Source organism: Allobosea sp. 01N443 (genome assembly GCF_056399325.1).
The window spans coordinates 1-22,510 of record NZ_JBFTRC010000004.1 but is presented as its reverse complement, the minus strand read 5'-3'; the positions used below and the strand labels follow the sequence as shown (position 1 = coordinate 22,510).

Annotated in this window: 20 protein-coding genes; 13 read left to right on the top strand and 7 right to left on the bottom strand. The window is 66.7% G+C overall.

The annotated features are described in order from the left end of the window. Nucleotides 1-11: 11 nt before the first annotated feature. From AC1DRP_RS02365 to AC1DRP_RS02345, 5 genes are all read right to left on the bottom strand, one after another. A complete protein-coding gene (locus AC1DRP_RS02365) occupies nt 12-3,095 on the bottom strand; it encodes an efflux RND transporter permease subunit (RefSeq protein ID WP_476767706.1) in 3,084 nt (1,027 codons plus the stop codon). After that, a complete protein-coding gene (locus AC1DRP_RS02360; RefSeq protein WP_441488001.1) occupies nt 3,092-4,186 on the bottom strand; it encodes an efflux RND transporter periplasmic adaptor subunit in 1,095 nt (364 codons plus the stop codon). The genes AC1DRP_RS02365 and AC1DRP_RS02360 overlap by 4 nt, the downstream gene beginning before the upstream one ends. A gap of 209 nt (nt 4,187-4,395) precedes the next feature. Beyond that, complete coding sequence (locus AC1DRP_RS02355) at nt 4,396-7,713, bottom strand: error-prone DNA polymerase (RefSeq protein WP_476767705.1); 3,318 nt, start codon at nt 7,711-7,713, stop codon at nt 4,396-4,398. Then, nucleotides 7,710-9,179: a Y-family DNA polymerase gene (locus tag AC1DRP_RS02350; protein ID WP_476767704.1), complete on the bottom strand. Its 1,470-nt coding sequence runs from the start codon at nt 9,177-9,179 to the stop codon at nt 7,710-7,712. The genes AC1DRP_RS02355 and AC1DRP_RS02350 overlap by 4 nt, the downstream gene beginning before the upstream one ends. 19 nt (nt 9,180-9,198) lie before the next feature. Next, nucleotides 9,199-10,026 (bottom strand): ImuA family protein, encoded by an 828-nt coding sequence (locus AC1DRP_RS02345; RefSeq protein ID WP_441504403.1) that lies wholly within the window; start codon nt 10,024-10,026, stop codon nt 9,199-9,201. Nucleotides 10,027-10,251: 225 nt separating this feature from the next. Here AC1DRP_RS02345 and phnC point away from each other — a divergent pair, with 225 nt between their 5' ends. The 4 genes from phnC (at nt 10,252) to phnE (AC1DRP_RS02325) (ending at nt 13,884) form a co-directional block, all read left to right on the top strand. Further along, nucleotides 10,252-11,070: a phosphonate ABC transporter ATP-binding protein gene (gene phnC, locus AC1DRP_RS02340; protein WP_476767703.1), complete on the top strand. Its 819-nt coding sequence runs from the start codon at nt 10,252-10,254 to the stop codon at nt 11,068-11,070. Nucleotides 11,071-11,141: 71 nt separating this feature from the next. Continuing rightward, on the top strand, nt 11,142-12,059 hold the full coding sequence (gene phnD / locus AC1DRP_RS02335) for a phosphonate ABC transporter substrate-binding protein (RefSeq protein ID WP_441487997.1): 918 nt from the start codon (nt 11,142-11,144) through the stop codon (nt 12,057-12,059). Nucleotides 12,060-12,151: 92 nt separating this feature from the next. Further along, nucleotides 12,152-13,033, top strand: coding sequence for a phosphonate ABC transporter, permease protein PhnE (gene phnE / locus AC1DRP_RS02330; RefSeq protein ID WP_476767702.1), 882 nt, complete (start codon nt 12,152-12,154; stop codon nt 13,031-13,033). Continuing rightward, nucleotides 13,030-13,884 carry a phosphonate ABC transporter, permease protein PhnE gene (gene phnE, locus AC1DRP_RS02325; RefSeq protein WP_441504401.1) on the top strand — a complete coding sequence of 285 codons (855 nt, stop codon included), beginning with the start codon at nt 13,030-13,032 and terminating at the stop codon, nt 13,882-13,884. The genes phnE (AC1DRP_RS02330) and phnE (AC1DRP_RS02325) overlap by 4 nt, the downstream gene beginning before the upstream one ends. Nucleotides 13,885-13,956: 72 nt before the next feature. Here the strand turns inward: phnE (AC1DRP_RS02325) and phnF are convergent, their stop codons facing one another. Continuing rightward, nucleotides 13,957-14,706 carry a phosphonate metabolism transcriptional regulator PhnF gene (gene phnF / locus AC1DRP_RS02320; protein ID WP_476767701.1) on the bottom strand — a complete coding sequence of 250 codons (750 nt, stop codon included), beginning with the start codon at nt 14,704-14,706 and terminating at the stop codon, nt 13,957-13,959. 88 nt (nt 14,707-14,794) lie between these two features. Here phnF and phnG point away from each other — a divergent pair, with 88 nt between their 5' ends. The 8 genes from phnG to AC1DRP_RS02280 are packed head-to-tail and all read left to right on the top strand — an operon-like array spanning nt 14,795 to nt 21,299. After that, the gene (phnG, locus tag AC1DRP_RS02315) at nt 14,795-15,235 is read left to right on the top strand and encodes a phosphonate C-P lyase system protein PhnG (protein ID WP_476767700.1); all 441 of its coding nucleotides are present in this window, start codon (nt 14,795-14,797) and stop codon (nt 15,233-15,235) included. After that, nucleotides 15,235-15,837 (top strand): phosphonate C-P lyase system protein PhnH, encoded by a 603-nt coding sequence (gene phnH / locus AC1DRP_RS02310; RefSeq protein WP_476767699.1) that lies wholly within the window; start codon nt 15,235-15,237, stop codon nt 15,835-15,837. Before phnG ends, phnH begins: the two co-directional genes overlap by 1 nt. After that, nucleotides 15,837-16,979: a carbon-phosphorus lyase complex subunit gene (locus AC1DRP_RS02305; RefSeq protein ID WP_476767698.1), complete on the top strand. Its 1,143-nt coding sequence runs from the start codon at nt 15,837-15,839 to the stop codon at nt 16,977-16,979. Before phnH ends, AC1DRP_RS02305 begins: the two co-directional genes overlap by 1 nt. Next, complete coding sequence (locus tag AC1DRP_RS02300) at nt 16,976-17,923, top strand: alpha-D-ribose 1-methylphosphonate 5-phosphate C-P-lyase PhnJ (protein WP_476767697.1); 948 nt, start codon at nt 16,976-16,978, stop codon at nt 17,921-17,923. Before AC1DRP_RS02305 ends, AC1DRP_RS02300 begins: the two co-directional genes overlap by 4 nt. A 29-nt stretch (nt 17,924-17,952) precedes the next feature. After that, nucleotides 17,953-18,726 (top strand): phosphonate C-P lyase system protein PhnK, encoded by a 774-nt coding sequence (phnK, locus tag AC1DRP_RS02295; RefSeq protein ID WP_201788699.1) that lies wholly within the window; start codon nt 17,953-17,955, stop codon nt 18,724-18,726. A 43-nt stretch (nt 18,727-18,769) separates the two neighbouring features. Continuing rightward, nucleotides 18,770-19,468, top strand: a complete 699-nt coding sequence (gene phnL, locus AC1DRP_RS02290; protein ID WP_476767696.1) for a phosphonate C-P lyase system protein PhnL — start codon at nt 18,770-18,772, stop codon at nt 19,466-19,468. Continuing rightward, nucleotides 19,468-20,607, top strand: coding sequence for an alpha-D-ribose 1-methylphosphonate 5-triphosphate diphosphatase (locus tag AC1DRP_RS02285; RefSeq protein ID WP_476767695.1), 1,140 nt, complete (start codon nt 19,468-19,470; stop codon nt 20,605-20,607). Before phnL ends, AC1DRP_RS02285 begins: the two co-directional genes overlap by 1 nt. Continuing rightward, nucleotides 20,604-21,299: a DUF1045 domain-containing protein gene (locus AC1DRP_RS02280; protein ID WP_476767694.1), complete on the top strand. Its 696-nt coding sequence runs from the start codon at nt 20,604-20,606 to the stop codon at nt 21,297-21,299. The genes AC1DRP_RS02285 and AC1DRP_RS02280 overlap by 4 nt, the downstream gene beginning before the upstream one ends. On the opposite strand, the gene phnN is transcribed toward AC1DRP_RS02280, so the two are convergent. Then, nucleotides 21,300-21,869, bottom strand: a complete 570-nt coding sequence (phnN, locus tag AC1DRP_RS02275) for a phosphonate metabolism protein/1,5-bisphosphokinase (PRPP-forming) PhnN (protein ID WP_441487986.1) — start codon at nt 21,867-21,869, stop codon at nt 21,300-21,302. A gap of 40 nt (nt 21,870-21,909) precedes the next feature. Here phnN and AC1DRP_RS02270 point away from each other — a divergent pair. Further along, a partial coding sequence (locus AC1DRP_RS02270; protein ID WP_476767693.1) for an LbetaH domain-containing protein occupies nt 21,910-22,510 on the top strand: 601 nt, incomplete at its 3' end.

The following is a 22,510-nucleotide window of genomic DNA, read 5'->3' as shown; positions in this document are numbered from 1 at the left end:
TTCCGCACAGTTCATTCCGCGGGCTGGACCTGTGTCTGGCCATGCGCCGCGTCCTCGCCATGCACGGGCCGATGCGCCCGCGCCAGATAGCTATAGGCGACCGGCACCACATAGAGCGTCAGCAGGGTGCCGAAGGTCATGCCGCCGACGATGACCCAGCCGATCTGAGAGCGGCTTTCGGCACCGGCGCCATGGGCGAGCGCCAGCGGCACCGCACCAAGCACCATCGCGCCCGTCGTCATCAGGATCGGCCGCAGGCGCAGTTCCGCGGCCTMGACCAGCGCATCGACGAGGTCCTTGCCCTCCTCGCGCAACTGGTTGGTGAACTCGAGGATCAGGATGCCGTGCTTGGTGATGAGGCCGACGAGCGTGATCAGGCCGATCTGGCTGTAGACGTTGAGCGTGCCACCGCTGAAATACAAAGCCGCCAGCGCGCCCGTGATCGAGAGCGGCACCGAGACCATGATCACCACCGGGTCGATGAAGCTCTCGAACTGCGCCGCCAGCACCAGATAGATGAAGCCGAGCGCCAGGAGGAACACGATCGCGATCGAGGAGCCAGCCTGCTTGAACTCGCGGCTCTGGCCGGAATAGTCGATCTGCACCGATTTCGGCAGCACCTTGGCGGCCGCCTGCTCCAGGACGGCCAGTCCATCGCCGAGCGAATAGCCCGGCGCCGGCACCGCCGTGATCGTCGCGGAGCGCAGCTGGTTGAAGCGGATCAGCTCCTTGGGCGCGACGTTCTCCTCGATGCTGACAAGGCTGGAGAGCTGTACCACCGTGCCGTTGCGACCACGCAGATAGATCGACTGCAGCGCCTGAGGCGTGTTGCGATCCTCCCCGGCGACCTGCAGCATCACGTCATACTGCTCGCCGTTCATGTTGAAGCGCGTCACCTGCCGCCCACCGAGCAAGGTCTCCATCGTCCGGCCGATGATGTCGACGCCGACGCCAAGATCGCTGGCGCGCTGCCGATCGATCGAAACCTTGATCTGCGGCTTGTCCAGGATGAGGTTGGATTCGAGGTTGGTCAGCACCGGCGAGGAGGACGCCTCCGCGATGACCGCATCGACATAGTTCTTGATCTCGGCATAGGAATCCGAGGAGCGCAGCACGAACTCGATCGGCTTGCTGTTGGCTCCGCCGCCGCCAAGCGAGGGCGGATTGACCGCGAAGAGGCGGATGCCCGGAATCTGCGACAGCCCGCGATTGATCTCGGCAACGAGATCCTGCTGTTTGCGGTGGCGCTCTTCCCACGGCTTCAGCCGCGCGAATGCGATGGCGCGCGTCACGTCGGGGAAGCCGGTGATGACGAGATAGCTCTCGACTTCGGGAAGATTCTTGAAATACTCCTCGACCTGCCGCGCATAGCTCGCCGTGAAGCTCAGCGTTGCGCCCTCAGGCGAGACGCCGATGGCGTTGATCGTGCCACGGTCTTCCACCGGAGCCAGCTCCGAGCGCAGGTTTGTGAAGAAGTAATAGCTGCCGCCAGCAACACTGAGCGCCAGCAGCACGATGACCGGGCGCATCGAAAGCGCCCCACGCAGCGAACGGCGATAACCGCGGGAAAGCGCATCGAAACCGCGCTCCAGCACGTTGTAGAGCCAGCCATGCGACTCGTGCGGCTTCAGGAGTTTGGCGCACATCATCGGCGTCAGCGTCAGCGCGACGAAGCCGGAGACGAGCACCGCACCTGCCAGTGTCAGGGCGAACTCGATGAAGAGCTTTCCGGTACGCCCGGTCGAGAACGCCATCGGTGCATAGACCGCTACCAGCGTCAGCGTCATCGCGACGACCGCAAAGGCGATCTCGTTGATGCCGCGGATCGCCGCCTTGCTTGGTTCCATGCCGTTCTCGACATGGCGGTGCACGTTCTCCAGCACGACGATGGCATCGTCGACGACGAGGCCGATGGCGAGCACCATCGAGAGCAGCGTCAGCGTGTTGACGGTGAAGCCGAGCGCATACATCAGCGCGAAGGAGCCGATCAGCGAGACCGGAATCGTGACCAGCGGGATCAGCGTCGCGCGCAGCGAGCGCAGGAAGACGAAGATGATCAGCACGACGAGGACGACCGCCTCGCCGATCGTGGTGTACACCGCCTGGATCGAGCGATCGATGAAGATCGAGGTGTCGTAGGAGGTCGCGATCGCCATGCCGTCGGGCAGATCATCGGTGATCTCCGGCAGCGCCGCACGAACACCGGAGGAGACATCGAGCGGATTGGCCGTCGCCTGCTTGACGATGCCGATCGTCACCGAAGGGCGGCCGGCGAACCAGGCGGCGTTACGCTCCTCGCGCGCGCCGAGCTCGACCTTCGCGACATCGCTCAGCTTCACCGGAAATGCGCTGACATCCTTGATCACGATCTGCTGGAATTGCTCGGGCGTGGTCAGGCCGGTCTGCGACAGCACCGTGAACTCACGGTCGTTGCTCTCGATGCGGCCGGACGGGATCTCGACATTCTGCGCCCGCAGCGCCGCCTCGATCTCCTGTACGGTGATATTGTAGGCGGCCATGCGGGCCCGATCGAGCCAGATGCGCATCGCATATTGCCGTTGGCCGAGAATGCGCACTTCGGCGACGCCGGTGATGTTCTGCACCCGGTCGGCAATGAAGCGGTCGGCGAAGTCGGTCAGCTCCAGCGGGCTGTGCCGCGTGCTGGTCAGCGACAGATACATCACCGGCTGGGCGTCGGCCTCGACCTTGGCGATGATCGGCTCGTCGATCTCGTCCGGCATGCGCCCACGCACGCGGCTGACGCGGTCGCGCACGTCGGAGGCCGCGACATCCGGATCCACGTCCGGACGGAAGCGCACAGAGATGCTGCTGCGCTCCTGACGGCTGTTCGAGGTGATGATCTCGATGCCCTCGATGCCCGCGATCGAGTTCTCCAGGATCTGCGTGACCTGGGATTCGATGATCTCGGCGCTGGCGCCGCGATAGGTCGTGTTCACCGAGACGATCGGCTCGTCGATGTTCGGGTATTCGCGCACCGTCAGCCGGCCATAGGAGACGATGCCGATGAGGATGACGAGCAGGCTGAGGACGGTCGAGAGAACCGGCCGGCGGACGAAGAGCGCAAACAGGCTCATCGTGCGTCGCTCGTCTGCACCGGAGCCGGAGCATTCTTGACGGCAACGGCCGAGCCGTCACGCAGGCGCATCTGGCCGGCCGTGACGATCTGCATGGTCGGGGTCAGCCCCTTCACGATCTCGACCTTGCCCGGAAGGCGCTTGCCGAGTTCGACCGGCATGCGCTTCGCCTTGCCGTTCTCGACCACGAAGATCATCTTGCCGGTGCCATCGGGGACTACGGCCGTCTCCGGCACGACGAGCGCGTTCTCGCGCTGGTCGACGATGATGTTGATCCGCGCGAACAGGCCGGGCTTCAGGACGCCGTCGCCGTTCGGGATGGTGGCGCGCAGCCGGATCGCACGGCCGTTCACATCGACGATCGGATCGATCGCGAAGATCGTGCCGGTGAAGCCGGTGTCGGGCAGCGCATCGACCTTGAGCTGGATGGTCTGCCCGACCTTGACCCGTGTCAGGTAAATCTCGGGAACCCGGAAATCGACCTTCATCGGGTCGGTTGCGGTGAGCGTGATCAGCTCCTTGCCGACCGAGACATAGTCTCCGACGCTGACCGAACGCAGGCCGACAACCCCGGTGAAGGGCGCACTTATGGCGGTCAGAGCGCGGCGCGAGGTCGCGAGCTGCAGGCGGGCCTCGCTGGAGGCCAGTTGCGCCGTCGCCTGTTCGAGCGCGACCTGCGTGCCCGAGCCACGGTCGACCAGCGCCCGGTTGCGCTCATAGGTATCGCGCGCCAGCCGCAGATCCGCCTCGGCCAGTTTCACTTCGGCGTCGAGGATCGCCCGGTCGAGCTTGACCAGTTCCTGGCCCTTGGTGACGCGCTCACCTTCCTTGAATCCCAGTGCCACGACCCGGCCGGCGATCTCGGGAGCGATGACCACTGTTTCATTCGCGGTCAGCGTGCCCAGCGCCTGGACCTCTTCATTGACCGTTACGGCCTCCACCCGGCTGACCTCGACGGGCACGCCGGCAGCCTGCGGGTTCGCCACCGCGCGCGCTTGCGCAGGCTGCGCGCCAGCCTTGAAGCTGCGGTAGCCGTAATAGCCGCCGCCAGCGACGCCGGCGATCAGGAGGACAAGGACAAGCCGCTTCATAGGTCAGGGTGCTCCGGTATCGTCGCAAGCCCTATGGGACTGGACGATGCAGTTCAAATTACAAATCCGTAAGTGTGGTTTCATGACGGCCGCGACGGTTTAATGAACCAACCGGCTTTTTCGCATGCAAGACCGGAACCAAGACACGAAACAAGTCCGGAACGGGCTGCTGGCGGCAGATTTCGGGGGCCTGTGGCCGAATTAAGCCTTTAGTGGAAGTCGCGAGAGCGCGGCAGCACCCYGACATTGCGCGGGTGCGTATGTTGGCGCGGCGGCAGGCGGCTGTCGGATTGCGGGTGCTGCACCTCGTCGGCCCGCGCCAGGGTGCGGTGCAGCAGCCCGTCGGCGAGCCGCGCCAGTTCCTCCGAGCGATCCTCGATCCTGTCGACCACGAGATGGACGATGCCTTCCGGACTGCGTTGCAGCCGGCCGGCGAGCAGGACGAGCCGCGCGCCCATCGCCTGCCGGCGATAACGCTCGAAGGTCTTTGGCCAGAGCACCGCATTGGCGATGCCGGTCTCGTCCTCCAGCGTCATGAACATCACACCCTTGGCGCTGCCCGGCCGCTGGCGCACCGTGATGATGCCCGCCAGCCGGCAGCGCGTGCCGTCGGATGCTGTCAGGACCTGATCGCAGCTCAGGGCCCGCTCACGTGCGAAAAGCGGGCGCAGGAACTGCATCGGATGCCCCTTCAGCGACAGGCGAAGATGCTGGTAATCCGCGATGACCTGTTCGGAGTCCCGCATGCGCGGCAGCAGGGTCTCGGGCTCCTGGGCGAGTTCGGCGCTCTCGCTCGCCGCAAAAAGCGGCAGCGGCCTGTCATCCGGGAGCCTTCGCACCTCCCAGAGCGCCTCGCGCCGGCTGAGCCCGAGTGAGCCGAAAGCATCGGCATCGGCCAGCGCGACGAGGGCACGCGTGGGCAACCTCGCGCGCCGCGCCAAGGCCTCGACGCTGTCATAACCCTGCCCGCGCGCCGTCACGAGCGCCTCGCCAAAAGCCTTCGAGATCCCGTCGATCTGGCGCAAGCCGAGCCGCATCGCGAGGGCGCCGTCCTCGCGGCGCTCCAGCGTGTTGTCATGATCGCTCAGATTGATGTCGGCTGGCCGGATCTCGACCTTGTTGTCCTGCGCAGCGCGGATGATCTGCGCCGGAGCATAGAAACCCATGGGCTGCGAGTTCAGAAGCGCCGCGGTGAAGGCAGCGGCATGATGACACTTGAGCCAGGCCGAAGCGTAGACCAGCAGGGCGAAGGAGGCCGCGTGGCTCTCCGGAAAGCCATATTCGCCAAAGCCCTTGATCTGGTTGAAACAAGCGGACGCGAAGGCGCGGTCATAGCCGCGCGCGACCATGCGCTCGACCATCATCGTCTCGAAATTCTGGATCGTGCCGACATGGCGGAAGGTCGCCATGGCACGCCGCAAACCATTGGCCTCATCCTCGCTGAACTTCGCCGCCTCGATGGCGATGCGCATCGCCTGCTCCTGGAACAGCGGCACGCCGAGCGTCTTTTTCAGAACCAACTCCAGCTCGTCGGGAAACCCATGTTCCGGCGCAGGCGAAGGGTAATGCACCTCCTCGGCTCCGTTCCGTCGCCGCAGATAGGGGTGGACCATATTGCCCTGGATCGGGCCCGGCCGGACGATCGCGACCTCGATGACGAGATCGTAGAATTCCTTCGGCCTCAGCCGCGGCAGCATGTTCATCTGCGCCCGGCTCTCGACCTGGAAGACGCCGATCGCATCGGCCCGGCAGAGCATGTCGTAGACCTCGCCATCTTTGGATGGGATCGTCGCCAGCTCCCGGCGTTCTCCCCCGTGCAGGGCGATCAGGTCGAGCGCCTTGCGGATGCAGGTCAGCATGCCGAGCGCGAGCACATCGACCTTCATCATCCGGAGCGCGTCGATATCGTCCTTGTCCCACTCGATGAAGCTGCGGTCCTTCATGCCGCCCCAGCCGATCGGCACGCATTCGTCGAGCCGCCCGCGCGTCAGCACGAAGCCGCCGACATGCTGCGAGAGATGGCGGGGAAAGCCGATCAACTCGGTCGCCAGCGCGGCCGCGCGCGCGATCATCTGATTGGCGGGGTCGAGCCCCGCCTGCCGGACATGGTTTTCCGGCAGGCCGTCGCCCCAGCTGCCCCAGACCGTGTTGGCGAGCGCGGCCGTGACATCCTCGCTCAGGCCGAGCACCTTGCCGACCTCGCGAATGGCGCTACGCGGCCGATAGCAGATCACCGTCGCGCAGATGCCGGCGCGCAGCCGGCCATAGCGCTCATAGATATACTGCATCACCTCCTCGCGCCGCTCATGCTCGAAGTCGACATCGATATCGGGCGGCTCCTTGCGCTGTTCGGAGAGAAAGCGGGCCAGGAGCGAATTGCCCTCCATCGGGTCGACCGCGGTGACCCAGAGGCAGTAGCAGACCGCCGAATTCGCCGCCGAGCCCCGGCCTTGGCACAGGATCGGCGGCTCCTGTGCACGGGCGAAGCGCACGATGTCGTGGACCGTCAGGAAGTAGCGCGCGTAATCGAGCTTCGCGATCAGTGCGAATTCCTTGTGCAGCAGGTCGCGTACCTTGCTCGGGATGCCCTCGGGATARCGCCTGTTCGCTCCTTCCCAGGCGAGATGCTCCAGATGTTCCTGCGGGGTGCTGCCCGGCGGCACCGGCTCGTCCGGATACTCATATTGCAACTGGTCGAGCGAGAACCGGCAGCGTTCGAGGAAGCGCACCGTCTCCGCCACCATCTCCGGCGCGTGCCGGAACAGGTGGGCCATCTCGCGCGGCGATTTGAGATGGCGCTCGGCATGGGCCTCCAGCATGCGCCCGGCTCGCTCGATCGGGACATGCTCGCGGATGCAGCTGACGACATCCTGCAAGGGCCGCCGCTCGGGCGCATGATAGAGCACGTCGTTGACGGCAAGGCAGGGCACGCCCGCCCTGGTCGCGAGCTGCACCAATGCATCGGCGCGGCGCCGGTCGTCGCCGCGATGCGGCATGTCGATACCCAGCCAGAGTCGACCGCGCGCAAATTCGAAAACGCTCGCGAGTGCCGCCGCGATCTCGCTGTCCGGCCGCCGGTCCGGCATCAGGATCAGCAGCATGCCTTCCGCGAATTCGCGCAGGTCGGAGAGCGTGAGGATGCATTCGCCCTTCTTCTCGACCTTCATCTTGCCGTGGGTCAGCAGGCGGCAGAGCCTGCCATAGGCGTCGCGATCCTGGGGATAGGCGAGCAGGTCGGGCGTGCCATCGGACAGGACGAGGCGGACCCCGACCGCGAATGTCAGCTTCGTTGTGGCGATACCCCCCTCGCGCATCGCCGCATGGGCCCGCACCACGCCGGCCAGAGAATTGCGGTCGGCGAGCCCGATTCCGGCAAGGTCGAGTTCGGCCGCCCGGCCAACCAGTTCCTCCGGACTCGAGGCTCCGCGCAGGAAGGAGAAGTTGGAGGTAACCGCGAGTTCGGCATAGCGCGCGGCTGGTCCTCCCGGGGCAGCCTCGACCAGGCGATTGTCATTGAGCCCGCTCACGCGAAAAGCCCGTGCATGAACCAGGGTGGATGCGCGGCCTCGCGGCCATAGAGTCCGTCGCGATAAAGCCAGAAGCGCCTCCCGCCCGGCTCTTCGACGCGAAAATAGTCGCGGGTCGGCGCGATCCTGCCCGTCGTCGCCCACCATTCGGCGGCGATCCGCTCCGGCCCCTCCGCCTTGGCGACCTCATGCAGCACGCGCCGCCAGCGGAAACGCGTCGGCGGTCCGTCCGGAATTTCGGCCAGGACCTCGATCGGCTCAGGCCGCGACAGCAGCCGCAGGGGCCGTTCCGGGGCAGCGCTCGGTGCCGGCCAGTCTGGGGAAAGGCCGAGCCGTACAAGCTCGCCATGCCGCAGGGCGGGCACCGCCAGCGCCGCACGCTCGGGATCATGGCTGTCCTGCGCCAGGAAACGCCGCACGCGATCCGGGCCGATCCGGGCCGCGATCGCATCGGCGACCTCCGTCAATGCCCGCTCGGCGGCGGCTTCGTCGGGCTCCTCCTTCCCCCCGGCGGCGAGCGTTCCCTGATCGACGGCGAAAGGCTCGGTCGCACCGGCCGAGAGCCGGATCAGGTCGAAGCCGAAGCCGGGATCGAGCGGGTCCGCCAAGGCATCCAGCTTCAGGGCGAAGAGCCGGTCGAGCGCAGCCGGATCGCGCAACGGCATCCCGGTCTCGATGCCGAGACGGCGCACGGCCCCGTCACTGCGGAAAAAGCTCGCCTCGAACAGTCTTGCGCCTTCGCCCCGCGCTTCCAGCATGCCGGCGAGACTTTCCTCCAGGCCGGCCAGGGCGGCCCGGATACCGGCCTCATGCGCCAGCGGCTCGGCAAAACGCCGCTCCGCCATACAGTCCGGCAGCGGTCGTCGCGGGGACAGCGCCTGCGGCAGGCGGCCAAGCGCCTGGTCGAGCCTGTCGAGCAGGTCGCGGCCGAAACGGGCGGCCAGCGGCGCGCGCGGCCGCGTCTCCAGATCGGCGATATGGGTGAGGCCCATGCGCGCGAGCCCGTGCTGCCGTGCCGCCTCCAGTCCAAGCGCCGCGGTCGGCAAGGGCCACAGGGCCTCGCTCTCCCCGTCCGGCGGCACGATGCCGCCGCGCCCATAGCGCGCGACACCCCAGGCGGCGCGCGCCGTCCCGGCAATGGCGGCGCGCAGCGTAAAGCCCTGTCGTTTCAGCCGAAGCAGGCAGTCGCGGCCAAGCGCGGCCTCGCCGCCAAAGAGATGGGTGCAGCCCGAGATATCGAGCAGCAATCCATCCTCGCCATCGAGCGCGACCAGCGGTGTATAGCGGTCGCACCAGTCGGCAACGGCGTAGAGCAGGGCCGCATCGGCCGCCCTGTCCTCCTCGACCACGACCAGCCGCGGGATCATCGCCCGCGCATCGGCCAGCGCCATGGTCGCATGAAGGCCGAGACGTTCGGCTTCGACATCGAGGCTCGTCAGCCGGAAGGCGCCCTTCGCCTTGCCCACCACAACAAGAGGACCAGGATCATCCGCTGGCCCGCCGGGCTGCGGGCCAGGCCTCTGCGATATTGCCCGAACGGATGCGCCCTGGCTGCGTCTGATCCGGTCGATGGGCAGGCGCGGGAACCAGAGCGACAGGAAGCGGCTCGCGGAAGCTATACGCATGACTGTCCCACTCCATCACCCACTGCCCTGTCGCCCCATGCCGGTTGCGCAGCACCGTGACCGCAAAACTCGGCCGGCCCGGCCCATGCGCTCTCATCCGCCCCTCCGAAGGCGCCGCCGAAACCGACCAGCGGATCGTCGCCGCGCTTGGAGCAGGACTGCTTCCCAGCCGCAGGAGAAAAGCCGTCGCGCCGGCATCCCGCGCCGCCAGGACGAGACGCCGGCTGGCCGTGAGATCGAGGCAGGCCGGCGCACCTTCGAGCTCGATCACCACCGCGCCGATACCCGAGCGCGGGTCATTGCCGCGCGGAAAGGCGTCGCCCGCCGCCTTCAGCACGGCAAGCGGATCGCGCCCCCGCACCGCAAGCACCCGGTCGGGATCGAGCCCGAACGCTGCAAGCCCCGGCGCATAGAGTTCGCCCCCTTCCGCGCCGGCGGAATCCTGCCGCAGCCAGACGACCGGCCGCCGCTCCAGCCGCGCGATCAGCCCGGCGACGAAGCCCGTCGCCGCCGGAGCCTGATGCGCCGCAGCCACGATCTCGTGCAGGGCATGGCGGCGCAGCGGCCCCAGCGCCGCATCGGCCGCCGCGTGGCCAAGGCTGAAGCTCGCCTCCCCGCCCAGCGAGACGGAGACGCTTTCCAAACCGGCAATGCTTCGCCGCAGCGCGGCGACGGCATGATCGCTCACGTCTTGGCACTCCAAATGTTCCTATTTTGTTCTTTATGACTCCGCCGCCTCAGACGAGTCAACAGCCTCCGTGACGCCCCGCCCCATAGCCCCCGATCCTGCTGTCACGGCCCTGTCATCTGTCGCCGATACCGGTTTGCGCACTGCAAGAGAGCATGAGCTCCGGACTGCGCCTCGCCCATGTCCGGATGTCGYCATGCTCGCTCCTCGATGGGAAGACCGTTCATGCTGCGTATCGAAGGCCTGACCAAGCGCTTCAGCGGCAAAGCCGCCGTGGACAATGTCTCGCTGTCGATCCCGAAGGGCGAAATGGTCGGCGTCATCGGCCGCTCCGGCGCCGGCAAGTCGACCCTGCTGCGCATGATCAACCGCTTGGCGGAGCCGAGTTCCGGCCGCCTGATCAGCGACGAGCGCGATGTCACCGCATTGAAGGGCCCCGAACTGCGCGCCTGGCGTCGCGACACCGCGATGATCTTCCAGCAGTTCAATCTCGTCGGCCGCCTCGACGTGCTGACCAATGTCCTGCTTGGCCGGCTCAATCACCGCTCGGCCTTCCTGACGCTGGTGAAGAGCTTCTCGCCGGACGACAAGATCCGCGCCATCGCCGCACTCGAGCGTCTCGACATGGGCCATCTTCTGGCCCAGCGCGCCGAGACCCTCTCGGGCGGCCAGCAGCAGCGCGTCGCGATCGCCCGCGCCCTGGTCCAGGAGCCGAAGGTCATTCTCGCCGACGAGCCGATCGCTTCGCTCGATCCGCGCAACACCCAGGTCGTGATGGATGCGCTCTTCCGCATTAATCGCGAGGACGGCATCACCGTGATCTGCAATCTGCATGATCTCGATATCGCGGCGAAATATTGCGACCGACTGATCGGCATGGCCGCAGGCAAGGTCGTGTTCGACGACGTGCCGCAGGCGCTGACCCGCGAGATCGCGGCCGAACTTTACGGCATCGAGGCCAAGGATGCCGGCGCCGAGGCGCTCGACGCGCTCGATGCCATCGCCATCGCCGAAGCCAAGCGCGCCAAGCAGACCGCGGCCTGAGCCGAGTTCAAGCCCGGCCAGGACCGCTCACACCTGAAAAGACCGCCAACAGCCTTCAACAGGAGCAAACCATGCTGACCCGTCGTCATACCCTCACGCTCGCCGCCGCCGGCCTGGCCGCGACGCTCGCCGCTCCCGCCTTCGCGCAGGACTGGAAAGCCAAGTATCCGGAGCTGATCTTCGCCATCATCCCGTCCGAGAACGCGTCTGGCGTCGTCGAGCGCTACACCCCCTTCGTCAACTACCTCGCGAAGGAACTCGGCACCAAGGTGACGCTGCGCATCGCCAACGACTATGCCGCGATCATCGAAGGCCAGCGCGCCGGCAACATCCATATCGGCATGTACGGCCCCGCCTCCTTCGCCCGCGCCCGCATGACCGGCGCCAAGGTCGATGCCTTCGCGATCGAGACCAATCTCGACGGCACCAAGGGCTACCACTCCGTCTTCTACGTGAAGAAGGACTCGCCCTATCAGAAGGTCGAGGACCTGAAGGGCAAGAATCTCGGCCTCGTCGATCCCAATTCCACCTCTGGCAACAATGTGCCGCGCTTCGTGCTCGACGGCATGAAGATCGAGCCCGAGACCTTCTTCGGCAAGGTCGTCTATACCGGCAGCCACGAGAACGCGGTCATCGCGCTCGGCCAGGGCACCGTCGACATCGCCGCCAACTGGTGGAACGACGAGCAGGAATCCAACCTGCAGCGCATGGCCCGCAAGAACATGGTCAAGGCCGACGATTTCCGGATCATCTACAAGTCCGAGCAGATCGTGAACTCGCCGATGGCCTATCTTTCCGACCTGCCGGAGCCGCTCAAGGCCTCGATCCGCGACGCCGTCCTCAACCTCGCCACCAAGGACAAGGTCGCCTTCGACAAGATCTATGAAGGCAAGCAGGGCCCGCTCGTCGCGGTCGACAACAAGGCCTACGACCCGATCATCGAACTGAACAAGTTCGTCGACGCGCTCCGCAAGAAGAAGTCTTCGTAAGCGCTTACCCGCCGACCGTCATGGCCAGGTTTATCCCGGCCATGACGGAGTGGCGTCCCGCCGCGACTGGCGAACCCCGCGACGGAACCAACATGACCCTGACGATCGATCGCAACGACCCCACCATTCGCGGCCATGCCGATCTCTATCGGCGCGAGATGGGCGCAAAGCGCCGCCAGGCCCTGCTCGGCGCCGCCATCTTCATCGCCTGCGTCACCCTCTCCGCGATCGGCTCGGAGGTCGATCTCGCGAAATTCGCCGCAAACGCCTGGCGTTTCCCGAAATACATCCTCGAGACCCTGCCKACCCTGCACCTCGCCACGCTCGGTGCCGATCTCAAGGAATGGTACTGGGGCCTGAACGGCTGGCTGAAACTGCTCTGGCAAACCCTGTTGATTGCCTATGTCGGCACCGTGCTGGGCGCCGTCGGCGGCTTCCTGCTCTGCTTTTCCGCCGCCGCCAATCTCGGCCGTGCCGGCTGGCTGCGCTGGGCCACCCGCCGATTCCTCGAATTCTGCCGCACCGTGCCGGAGATCGTCTTCGCGCTGATCTTCGTCATCGCCTTCGGCCTCGGCCCGCTGCCGGGCGTGCTCGCCATCGCGATCCACACCATGGGCGCAATGGGCAAGCTCTTCTCCGAGGTGGTCGAGAACATCGACATGAAGCCGGTCGACGGCCTCACCGCGACGGGCGCGGGCTGGTGGCAGACGATCCGCTTCGCCGTCGTCCCGCAGGTGCTCTCCAATTTCGCCAGCTACGCGCTGCTGCGTTTCGAGATCAATGTCCGCGGCGCCTCGATCATGGGCTTCGTCGGGGCCGGTGGCATTGGCCAGGATCTGATCGAGGCCATCCGCAAATTCTACTTCACCGATGTCAGCGCCATCCTGCTGCTGATCATCGTCACCGTCATGCTGATCGACTACGGCACCGAGCGTCTGCGCCACGCCCTGCTCAGCCTGGAGCACCGCTCATGAGCCTCGCCCTCAACGCCACCGAGCGCGCCGATCTCGTCCGTCGCCATCAAGGCGCCATCGACGGCTCGCTGAAGACACGCCTGACCACCATCGCGGTCGTTGCCGCCCTGCTCGGCCTCTTCCTCTATGGCCTGACCACACTGGAAGTCTCGTTCTGGAAGATCATCACCGGCATCGGCAATCTCGGCACATTCGTCGTGCTGATGCTGCCGCCGGATCCCGGCTCTGCGGCCCGCGCCGTGATCTTCGTGAAAGCGCTGTTCGAGACCATCGCCATCGCCTTTCTCGGCACCATCCTCGCCGCGATCCTCGCCTTCCCGCTCGGCTTCCTCGCAGCCAAGAACGTCGTCGCCAACCGCGTCATCCATTTCCTGGCGCGCCGCTCGCTCGACACCGTGCGCGGCGTCGATGCCCTGATCTGGGCCCTGATCTGGGTCAATGTCGTAGGCCTCGGCCCCTTCGCCGGCATGCTCGCAATCATGACCAGCGATCTCGGCGCCTTCGGCAAGCTCTATTCGGAAGCGATCGAATCCGCCGACCGCAAGCCCGTCGAGGGCGTGACCTCCTCCGGCGGCGGCAAGCTCCACGAGATCCGCTTCGGCCTGATCCCGCAGGTGTTGCCGGTCATCGCCAGCCAGGTGCTCTACTATATCGAGTCGAACACCCGCTCCTCGACCATCATCGGCATTGTCGGCGCCGGCGGCATCGGCCTCTATCTCGCCGAGACCATCCGCACCCTGGAATGGCAACAGGTCTCGTTCCTGATCCTGCTCGTGCTTGCCGCCGTGACCGCGATCGACTTCCTGTCCAGCAAGCTGCGCTTCGCTATCATCGGCAAAAGGGCCATCTGACGGACTGGCTCGTCATATGGCCCGGGCCTGCCCCGACCATTCGCACCTCGCCGGGAGCACGAGCGGCTGCCCTCACTCCGTGAACGGCTCGACCACCATTTCCATCCGCTCGCCGGCAAAGATGCCGTCGACCAGATGGATCGGGGTCAGGTCAGGCAGCGCGTCGACAGCCGCGGAGAGCATGACCGCGGCGCCGGGCTCGATCCTGAGCAGCAACGCCTCGCGCTCGCTGGCGAGCCGCGCCGAAAGCCGTGTCGAGAGTCGCACATAATCCGGGATGCCGCAGGCGGCGAAGGCTGCCGAGATCGACGAGCCGGCCCGGCTCAGCATCTTGTCGAAATCCGGGAAGCGCTCGGCCGAAAGGAGATGCACGCCGGTGCTCACCGGCACGCCACCGGCAAGGCTCAGCGTCTCGATCCGCCAGAGCGGCGCCCCGTCCTCCAATCGCAGCGCCGCGCAGGCCTCCGCCTCGCCCTTGACGATCTCGGCGCCCAGGATCGAGCCTGCCACGGTGATGCCGGCCGCACCAAAATTGGTCCGCATGCTGACGCGCCGGCCGATGCGATAGGGGAAGCGCGGCGCCGTGACCTGCGTCCCGCGGCCGCGAGAGACGCTGACCAGCCCACGATCGGCGAGATGCCGAAAGGCCTGGCGAACCGTATGCCGGTGCACGCCATAGCGCTCGGCCAGCGCGAGCGAAGAGGGCAGCGTCGCGCCCGTCTCGTATTCGCCGCGCCCGATCRCCGCTTCGATCTCGTCCGCGATACGCCGCCATGCCGTGGCGGCTTCGCCGGCCTGGCTGGCTGCATGGGCATCCGTCATCAAAGCTTCATCCAAAATGTATAGACCTTTCCCCGTGACGACCTTATCGTAGTCTAGACATTAGGCCCTGACCAGAGAGCGACCTGAGATGAGCGGGACCACTCCACGACAGCAATGGCTGGCAATCCTCGCCCGAGCCTCACGCGCCGAGATCGAGAGCCTCGCCGGCGGGCTCGGCGCCCTGCCCGACCATGACGTGCTGAAGGCGCCCGAAACCGGGACCGTCATGGTCGAGGGCCGCGCCGGCGGCGCGGGACGCCGCTTCAACCTGGGCGAAGCCACCGTGACGCGCTGCGTCGTGCGCCTCGGCGACGGCACCATCGGCTTTTCCTACGCTCTCGGTCGCGATGGCCGCAAGGCGCGGCTCGCAGCCGTGATCGACGGGCTGCTGCAGGGCGAAGGCGAGGCTGGGCCGCTCCGCAGCGGCGTCGCCGAACTCGCAGATCGCCAGCAGGCGGCGCGCATCCTCGCCTCCCGCAAGGCTGCAGCCACCAAGGTCGATTTCTTCACTCTGGTCCGGGGCGCGTGATGCAGAACGACACACTCATTGGCGCCGGCTTTTCCGACCCGGTCTTCCAGTCCCAGGCCGCCTTCCGCGCCCTGCTCGCCGCCTTGTCGGAGCCAGGTCTCGTCCAGGACGTCGAAACCGGCTTTGCTGCGCCGGCAGGACTGGAACCGGCAACCGCCATCGCCCTGCTGACCCTTGCCGATTACGAGACGCCGATCTGGCTGCCGGCCGATCTGCGGGCCGGCCCCGCCGGCGCCTGGCTGCGCTTCCATTGCGGCGCGACACTGGTCGAAAGCCCGGCTGAAGCCGCCTTCGCCGTGCTGAACGGCACCGATATCGCTCCGGCKCTGTCCGCCTTCAGCCCGGGCACCGACCAGTTTCCGGATCGCTCGGCCAGCGTGATCGTACAATGCGCCAGCCTCGCAGGTGGCGACGCCGTGACGCTGGCCGGCCCGGGCATTGCTGACAGCCGCGAGATTGCACCGAAGGGACTGCGCCCCGGCTTCTGGACCGAGGTCACGGCCAATGCCGCGCGCTACCCCCTCGGCATCGACCTTATCCTCAGCCATGGCGAGGCGATCATCGGCCTGCCGCGCTCGACGCAGATCCTGGAGGCCCGCTGATGTATGTCGCCGTCAAGGGGGGCGAGACCGCCATCCTCGCCACACATGATCTCATCGCGGAAGCCCGCCGCGGCAACGAGGCCGTGCCCGAATTGGCCGTCGCGCAGATCCGCGAGCAGATGGGGCTCGCCTGCGCCCGCGTCATGAACGAAGGCTCGCTCTACGATCCCGATCTCGCGGCGCTGGCGCTGAAGCAGGCGCAGGGCGACGCGATCGAAGCCGCCTTCCTGATGCGGGCCTATCGCACGACCTTGCCGCGCTTCGGCTCGTCGGAGCCGGTCGACACGGCGCAGATGGCGATCCGCCGCCGCGTATCCGCCACCTACAAGGATCTGCCGGGTGGCCAGGTGCTTGGCCCGACCTATGACTACACCCACCGCCTGTTCGATTTCGCGCTGATGGATGGCGCCTCGCCTGTCGCAGTACCAGCGGCGGCGGCCGACCCGCTCGACGCCACCATGCCGCGCGTGCCCGACATTCTCGGTGCCGAAGGCCTGATGGAAGCCGAAGAGCCGCCCGAGGGCGATCCGCGTCCCTTCGACCTCACCCGCGAGCCGGTCTCCTTCCCCGCCGACCGTGATGTCCGGCTCCAGGCCATGGCGCGCGGCGATGAGGGTTTCATGCTCGGCCTCGGCTATTCCGTGCAACGCGGATACGGCAATTCGCACCCGTTCGTCGGCGAGGTCCGGGTCGGCGAGGTCAGCGTCGAATTCGTGCCCGAGGAACTCGGCTTCGCCGTCGATCTCGGCGAGATCACGCTGACCGAATGCCAGATGGTCAACCAGTTCAACGGCACCAAGGACGTCCCGCCGCAGTTCACGCGCGGCTATGGCCTCGCCTTCGGCCATGCCGAGCGCAAGGCGATGTCGATGTCGCTGGTCGACCGTGCGCTCAAGGCACGCGAGTTCGGCGAGGCGGCGGAGTATCCCGCGCAGCAGGACGAATTCGTGCTCTACCACTCCGACAATGTCGAGGCGGCCGGCTTCGTCGAGCATCTCAAGCTGCCGCATTATGTCGACTTCCAGGGTGAGCTCGAACTGATCCGCCGCATCCGCCGCGAGCGCGAGCAGCGCCTGGCGGGCGAGACCCAAGAGACCCAGGTCCGAGAGACGCAAGACACCCTGCCGGAGGCCGCGGAATGACCCTGCATCAGATCGTCTCCGGCGAAGATACGAAGCCGGCTTATAATTATGCCTATCTCGACGAGCAGACCAAGCGGATGATCCGCCGCGCCCTGCTCAAGGCGGTCGCGGTGCCGGGCTATCAGGTGCCGTTCGGCTCACGCGAAATGCCGTTGGCGCGCGGCTGGGGCACGGGCGGCATCCAGATCACCGCCGCGATCATTGGCCCGGACGATGTGCTGAAGGTCATCGACCAGGGCGCGGACGACACCACCAACGCCGTCTCGATCCGCCGCTTCTTCGAGCGCACGGCCGATGCGAACACGACCGAGGCGACGGACAGGGCCACCATCATCCAGACCCGCCACCGCATCCCGGAAGCGCCGCTGAAGGCCGGGCAGATCATGGTCTACCAGGTGCCGCAGCCCGAACCCCTGCGGAAGCTCGAGCCGCGCGAGGCCGAGACCCGGAAGATGCACGCCTGGGCCGAATACGGGCTGATGCAGGTCAAGCTCTACGAAAATATCGCCCGCTTCGGCGAGGTGACGACGACCTATGACTATCCGGTCGACGTCAATGGCCGCTATGTGATGGCGCCCTCGCCGATCCCGAAATTCGACAATCCGAAGATGCATATGTCGCCCTCGCTCCAGCTCTTCGGAGCCGGCCGCGAGAAGCGCATCTATGCGGTGCCGCCCTATACCAGCGTGCGCAGCCTCGACTTCGAGGACCATCCCTTCCGCATCCAGAGCTGGAACGAGCCCTGCGGGCTCTGCGGCGCGACCGATTCCTATCTCGACGAAGTCATCACGGACGACCGCGGCGGCCGCATGTTCGTCTGCTCCGACAGCCACCATTGCGAGACGCGGCGCGCCGACGGTCATCGCGGCGCGATGCTGGCCGACGCATCGGCGCTCCATCTCGTCGACGACAAGCAGGCCAAGGACGAGGTGTCGAAGTCATGACCCAGCATGTCTCCCCGCAGGATCTCGGCATCGATCCCGATCCGCTGCTCTCGGTCTCCGGCGTCAGCCGCTTCTACGGCGAGCGCATCGGCTGCGCCGATGTCTCCTTCGATCTCTGGCCGGGCGAGGTGCTCGGCATCGTAGGCGAATCCGGCTCGGGTAAATCGACCTTGCTGCGCTGCCTTGCCGGCATCGACGCACCGGACGAGGGCGAAGTGCTGTTCCGAGGCTCCGGTCAGCCGCTCGACATCTATTCGGTCGCCGAGCAGGATCGCCGCCGCCTGATGCGCACGGCCTGGGGCATCGTGCACCAGAACCCGCGCGACGGCCTGCGCATGGACGTCTCGGCCGGCGGCAATGTCGGAGAGCGCCTGATGGACCGCGGCGACCGGCATTACGGCAAGATCCGCGAGCGCGCGCTCGACTGGCTCACCCGTGTCGAGATCGCCGAGAACCGCATCGACGATCGTCCGCGCCAGTTCTCGGGTGGCATGCAGCAGCGCCTGCAGATCGCCCGCGTGCTGGTCTCGGAGCCGAAACTCGTCTTCATGGACGAGCCGACCGGCGGCCTCGACGTCTCCGTGCAGGCGCGGCTGCTCGATCTGCTGCGCGTGCTGGTCCGTGATCTCGGTCTGGCCGCCATCATCGTGACGCATGACCTTGCCGTCGCGCGCCTGCTCACCGACCGGCTGATGGTGATGAAGGACGGCCGTGTCGTCGAGCAGGGACTGACCGATCAGGTCCTGGACGACCCCCATCACGCCTACACGCAATTGCTCACCTCGGCCGTGCTGAGCGTATGAGCGTCACAATCGCGTCACCGGAACCGCGCAAGGCATCCCGACCATGACCACGATGATTCACGTCGAGAACGTTGCCAAGACCTTTACCCTGCACAATCAGGGCGGGGTCCGGCTGCCTGTCTTCGACAATATCAATTTCAGCGTCGAGGCCGGCGAGGCGCTCGTCCTGGCCGGAGCCTCCGGCGCCGGCAAGTCGAGCCTGCTGCGCATTCTCTACGGCAACTACCGGCCGAGTTCCGGCCATATCCACATCACCCATGCCGGCCGGGCCATCGACATCGTCGCGGCCGTGCCGCGTACCGTGCTCGATATCCGCCGCCGCACGCTCGGCTTCGTCTCGCAATTCCTGCGCGTGATCCCGCGCGTTTCGGCGCTCGACATCGTCCGCGATCCGCTGCTGGCACGCGGCGTCTCCCCTGATGAGGCCAGCGCGCGCGCCAAGGCGATTCTCGCCCGGCTGAACCTGCCGGAACGCCTCTGGCACCTCGCGCCCGCCACCTTCTCCGGCGGCGAGCAGCAGCGCGTCAACATCGCCCGTTCCTTCGTCGATCCGGCGCCGATCCTGCTGATCGACGAACCGACCGCCTCGCTCGATGCCGCCAATCGCGACGTCGTGGTTGACCTGATCGGCGAGGCGCGCGCAAACGGGTCCGCCATCGTCGGGATCTTCCATGACGAGGCGGTGCGCGAGCGCGTCGCCACCCGCTATCTCGACATCACCGCATTCCGGAAGGCCGCCTGATGCAGACCGTTCTCACCAATGCCAAGCTGATCCTGGAGAACGAGGTCGTCACCGGCACGATCGCCTTCGACGCAACCGGGATCACCGCTGTCGACCAGGGCCGCTCGCAATTGCCGGGCGCGATCGACATCGGCGGCGACTATGTCGCGCCCGGCCTCGTCGAGATGCATACCGACAACATGGAAAAGCACTTCATGCCCCGGCCCAAGGTGTTCTGGCCGAACGGGCTTGCAGCCGCGCTGGTCCATGACGCCCAGATGGCGGCCTCCGGGGTCACCACCGTCTATGACGCGGTCTGCGCCGGCACGCCCTTCTCGGCCAAGGACTACCGCAAGGACATCTTCGCCGACGTGATGAAGGCCTTGCGCGAAGGCAAGGCCGAAGGCGTCTTCCGCATCGACCACCGCATCCACATGCGCTGCGAACTGACCAGCCCGGACCTGATGCGCGACATCGAGCCCTATCGCGAGGACGATCTCGTCCAGCTCGTCTCGCTGATGGACCACACGCCCGGCCAGCGCCAGTGGCGCGACATCCAGCACCTGCGCACCTATGCGCTCGGCAACGGCAAGACCGAGGCCGAGTTCGAGGAGGACGTCGCCGTCCGCCAGTCCGAAGGCACGGCCAATGTACCGAGCAACTGGAGCGCCGTGGTCGAGATGTTCCGGACGCGCGGCATCCCGATTGCAACCCATGACGACACGACGGTCGACCATGTCGAGGCCGGTGTCGCATCGGGCGCCGTGATCTCGGAATTTCCGACCACGATCGAGGCGGCGGCTGCCGCGAAGCAGCGTGGGCTTGCCACCATCGCCGGTGCACCGAACGTCGTGCGCGGCGGCTCGCATTCCGGCGGCGTCTCGGTCTCCGAACTGGCCGAGAAGGGCCTGCTCGACGGCCTCTCCTCGGATTATGTGCCGGCAAGCCTGCTGCAGGCGGTGCTGAAGCTGCACGCCAGCCATGGCATCGCGCTGCCCGACGCCATGGGCATGGTGACCTGGAAGGTCGCCGACATCCTCGGCCTGAAGGATCGCGGCCATCTCAAGACCGGCCTGCGCGCCGACCTGGTGCGCTTCAAGGCACTCGGTGCGACGCCGGTGATCGCCGCCGTCTGGTCGAAGGGCGAGCGCGCATTTTGAGCACGCCGCGCTACGCTCTCTATTACGCCCCCGCCGCCGACAGCGCCCTCTGGCGCTTCGGCAGCGCCGTGCTGGGCTATGACGCCGTCACCGGCGCGGATGTCCCCGCCCTCGTGCCGCCCGGCTGCGATCACAGCCAGTGGCCGACGCTGACTGAGGAGCCGCGCCGCTACGGTTTCCACGCCACGCTGAAGGCGCCCTTCGAACTGGCTGCCGGTCGCAGCGAAGGCCAGTTGCGCGCCTTCGCCCATAATTATGCGGCAGGCCTCGAGAGCGTCCGTCTCGACGGCCTGAGTCTCACTGCGCTCGGTTCCTTCATCGCGCTGACTCCTTCGGCCGAAAGCCCGGCGCTGCAGCACTTCGCCTTTGCCCTCGTCCAGGCCTTCGAGCCGTTCCGCGCTCCGCTGGCCGAGGCCGACATGGCGCGGCGGCTGAAGCACCCGCTGACCCCGGCCCAGCGCGCCTATCTCGAAGCCTATGGCTATCCCTATGTCGGCGACGCCTTCCGTTTCCACATGACGCTGACCGGCTCGCTGCCGATGGATCAGGGGGCTGCGGTGCAGATCGCTCTCAGCGATGCCTATGCACGGGCCGTTCCGGCGAAGCCCGCCGTGATCGACCGCATCGCGCTGTTCAAGCAGGACACGCGGGCAGGCCGCTTCCGCCTGCTCGACAGTTTCCCGCTGGCCTGATCAGCGATGCGGGCTGAGCGCGGTCAACACGGCGACGAACTCGCCAGCCGCCTCGGCCACGGTCCGGTCGTTCTGGATCGAAACCAGTTGCGCGCGCTCGGTCGTCAGCGGCACCTCACGGGCAAGCCGGGCACGGATATCGGCCTCGCTTTCGCGTCCACGCGCTGCCAGCCGCCTGGCAAGAACCTCGTTCGGGGCGGTGATGTTGACCACCGTCACCTGGCCGGCAAGACGCTCGGCCGCGGGAACGGCCCGGCGCGAGCCATTGGCGATGACCACCTGCCCGCTCGCGATGCCGGCCAGCGCCGCGGCCGGAATGCCGTAGCAAAGGCCATGGGCGCGCCAGCTGAGCGCGAGTGCGCCGCGCGCCTCCGTCGCGTCGAATTCAGCCTCGCTGCAGCTGTCATGGTCCTCCGCGCCGGCCATGGCCTGGCGGGTGATCAGACGGCGGACGAAGGCGAAGCGGCCATCACCTGCCAGCGCGGCACGGGCGGCCTCCATCAACGTGTCCTTGCCCGCTCCGGACGGGCCAACCACCAGCACCAGGACTCCCGATCCTGCGGCCGTCATGGCTGCAGAGGGTTCCAGCAGATCTTGAGAGGATGATGACATGACGGGCAAGAAACTCGGACTTGAACCTGTGATCGACCCGACCGCTCATGTGCGGCAGGCGACGCTCGGGCGCTACACCGAAATCGGCGCGCGCACCTCCTTCGTCGAGTCGACGATGGGGGACTACTCCTATGTCGTGAACGACTCGAATGTCATTTACACGACAATCGGCAAGTTCTGTTCGATTGCGGCCATGACCCGCATCAACCCCGGCAACCACCCGATGCAGCGGGCGAGCCAGTCGCATTTCAGCTACCGCGCCAGCGCCTATTTCGACGATGCCGAGGACGATGCGCCCTTCTTCGCCTGGCGCCGCTCGACGCCGGTGACGATAGGTCACGATGTCTGGATCGGCCATGGCGCGATCGTGCTGGCCGGCCGCTCGATCGGCACGGGCGCGGTCGTCGCCGGCGGCGCCGTCGTCACCAAGGACGTRCCGGCCTACACCATCGTCGCCGGCAACCCGGCCAGGCCGATCCGCCGGCGCTTTCCCGAAGACATCGCCGAGCGGCTGATCGCGCTGTCCTGGTGGGACTGGGATCATGCCGCCTTACGCTCCGCACTCGACGATTTCCGGACGCTGCCCGTCGAAGCCAGCC

Excerpts from the sequence above, each read along its gene's own strand:
- AC1DRP_RS02360 (WP_441488001.1), bottom strand. The coding sequence starts at position 4,186 with ATGAAGCGGCTTGTCCTTGTCCTCCTGATCGCCGGCGTCGCTGGCGGC.
- phnC (WP_476767703.1), top strand. The coding sequence starts at position 10,252 with ATGCTGCGTATCGAAGGCCTGACCAAGCGCTTCAGCGGCAAAGCCGCC.
- phnD (WP_441487997.1), top strand. The coding sequence starts at position 11,142 with ATGCTGACCCGTCGTCATACCCTCACGCTCGCCGCCGCCGGCCTGGCC.
- phnE (WP_441504401.1), top strand. The coding sequence starts at position 13,030 with ATGAGCCTCGCCCTCAACGCCACCGAGCGCGCCGATCTCGTCCGTCGC.
- phnG (WP_476767700.1), top strand. The coding sequence starts at position 14,795 with ATGAGCGGGACCACTCCACGACAGCAATGGCTGGCAATCCTCGCCCGA.
- AC1DRP_RS02305 (WP_476767698.1), top strand. The coding sequence starts at position 15,837 with ATGTATGTCGCCGTCAAGGGGGGCGAGACCGCCATCCTCGCCACACAT.
- AC1DRP_RS02300 (WP_476767697.1), top strand. The coding sequence starts at position 16,976 with ATGACCCTGCATCAGATCGTCTCCGGCGAAGATACGAAGCCGGCTTAT.
- phnL (WP_476767696.1), top strand. The coding sequence starts at position 18,770 with ATGACCACGATGATTCACGTCGAGAACGTTGCCAAGACCTTTACCCTG.
- AC1DRP_RS02285 (WP_476767695.1), top strand. The coding sequence starts at position 19,468 with ATGCAGACCGTTCTCACCAATGCCAAGCTGATCCTGGAGAACGAGGTC.
- phnN (WP_441487986.1), bottom strand. The coding sequence starts at position 21,869 with ATGACGGCCGCAGGATCGGGAGTCCTGGTGCTGGTGGTTGGCCCGTCC.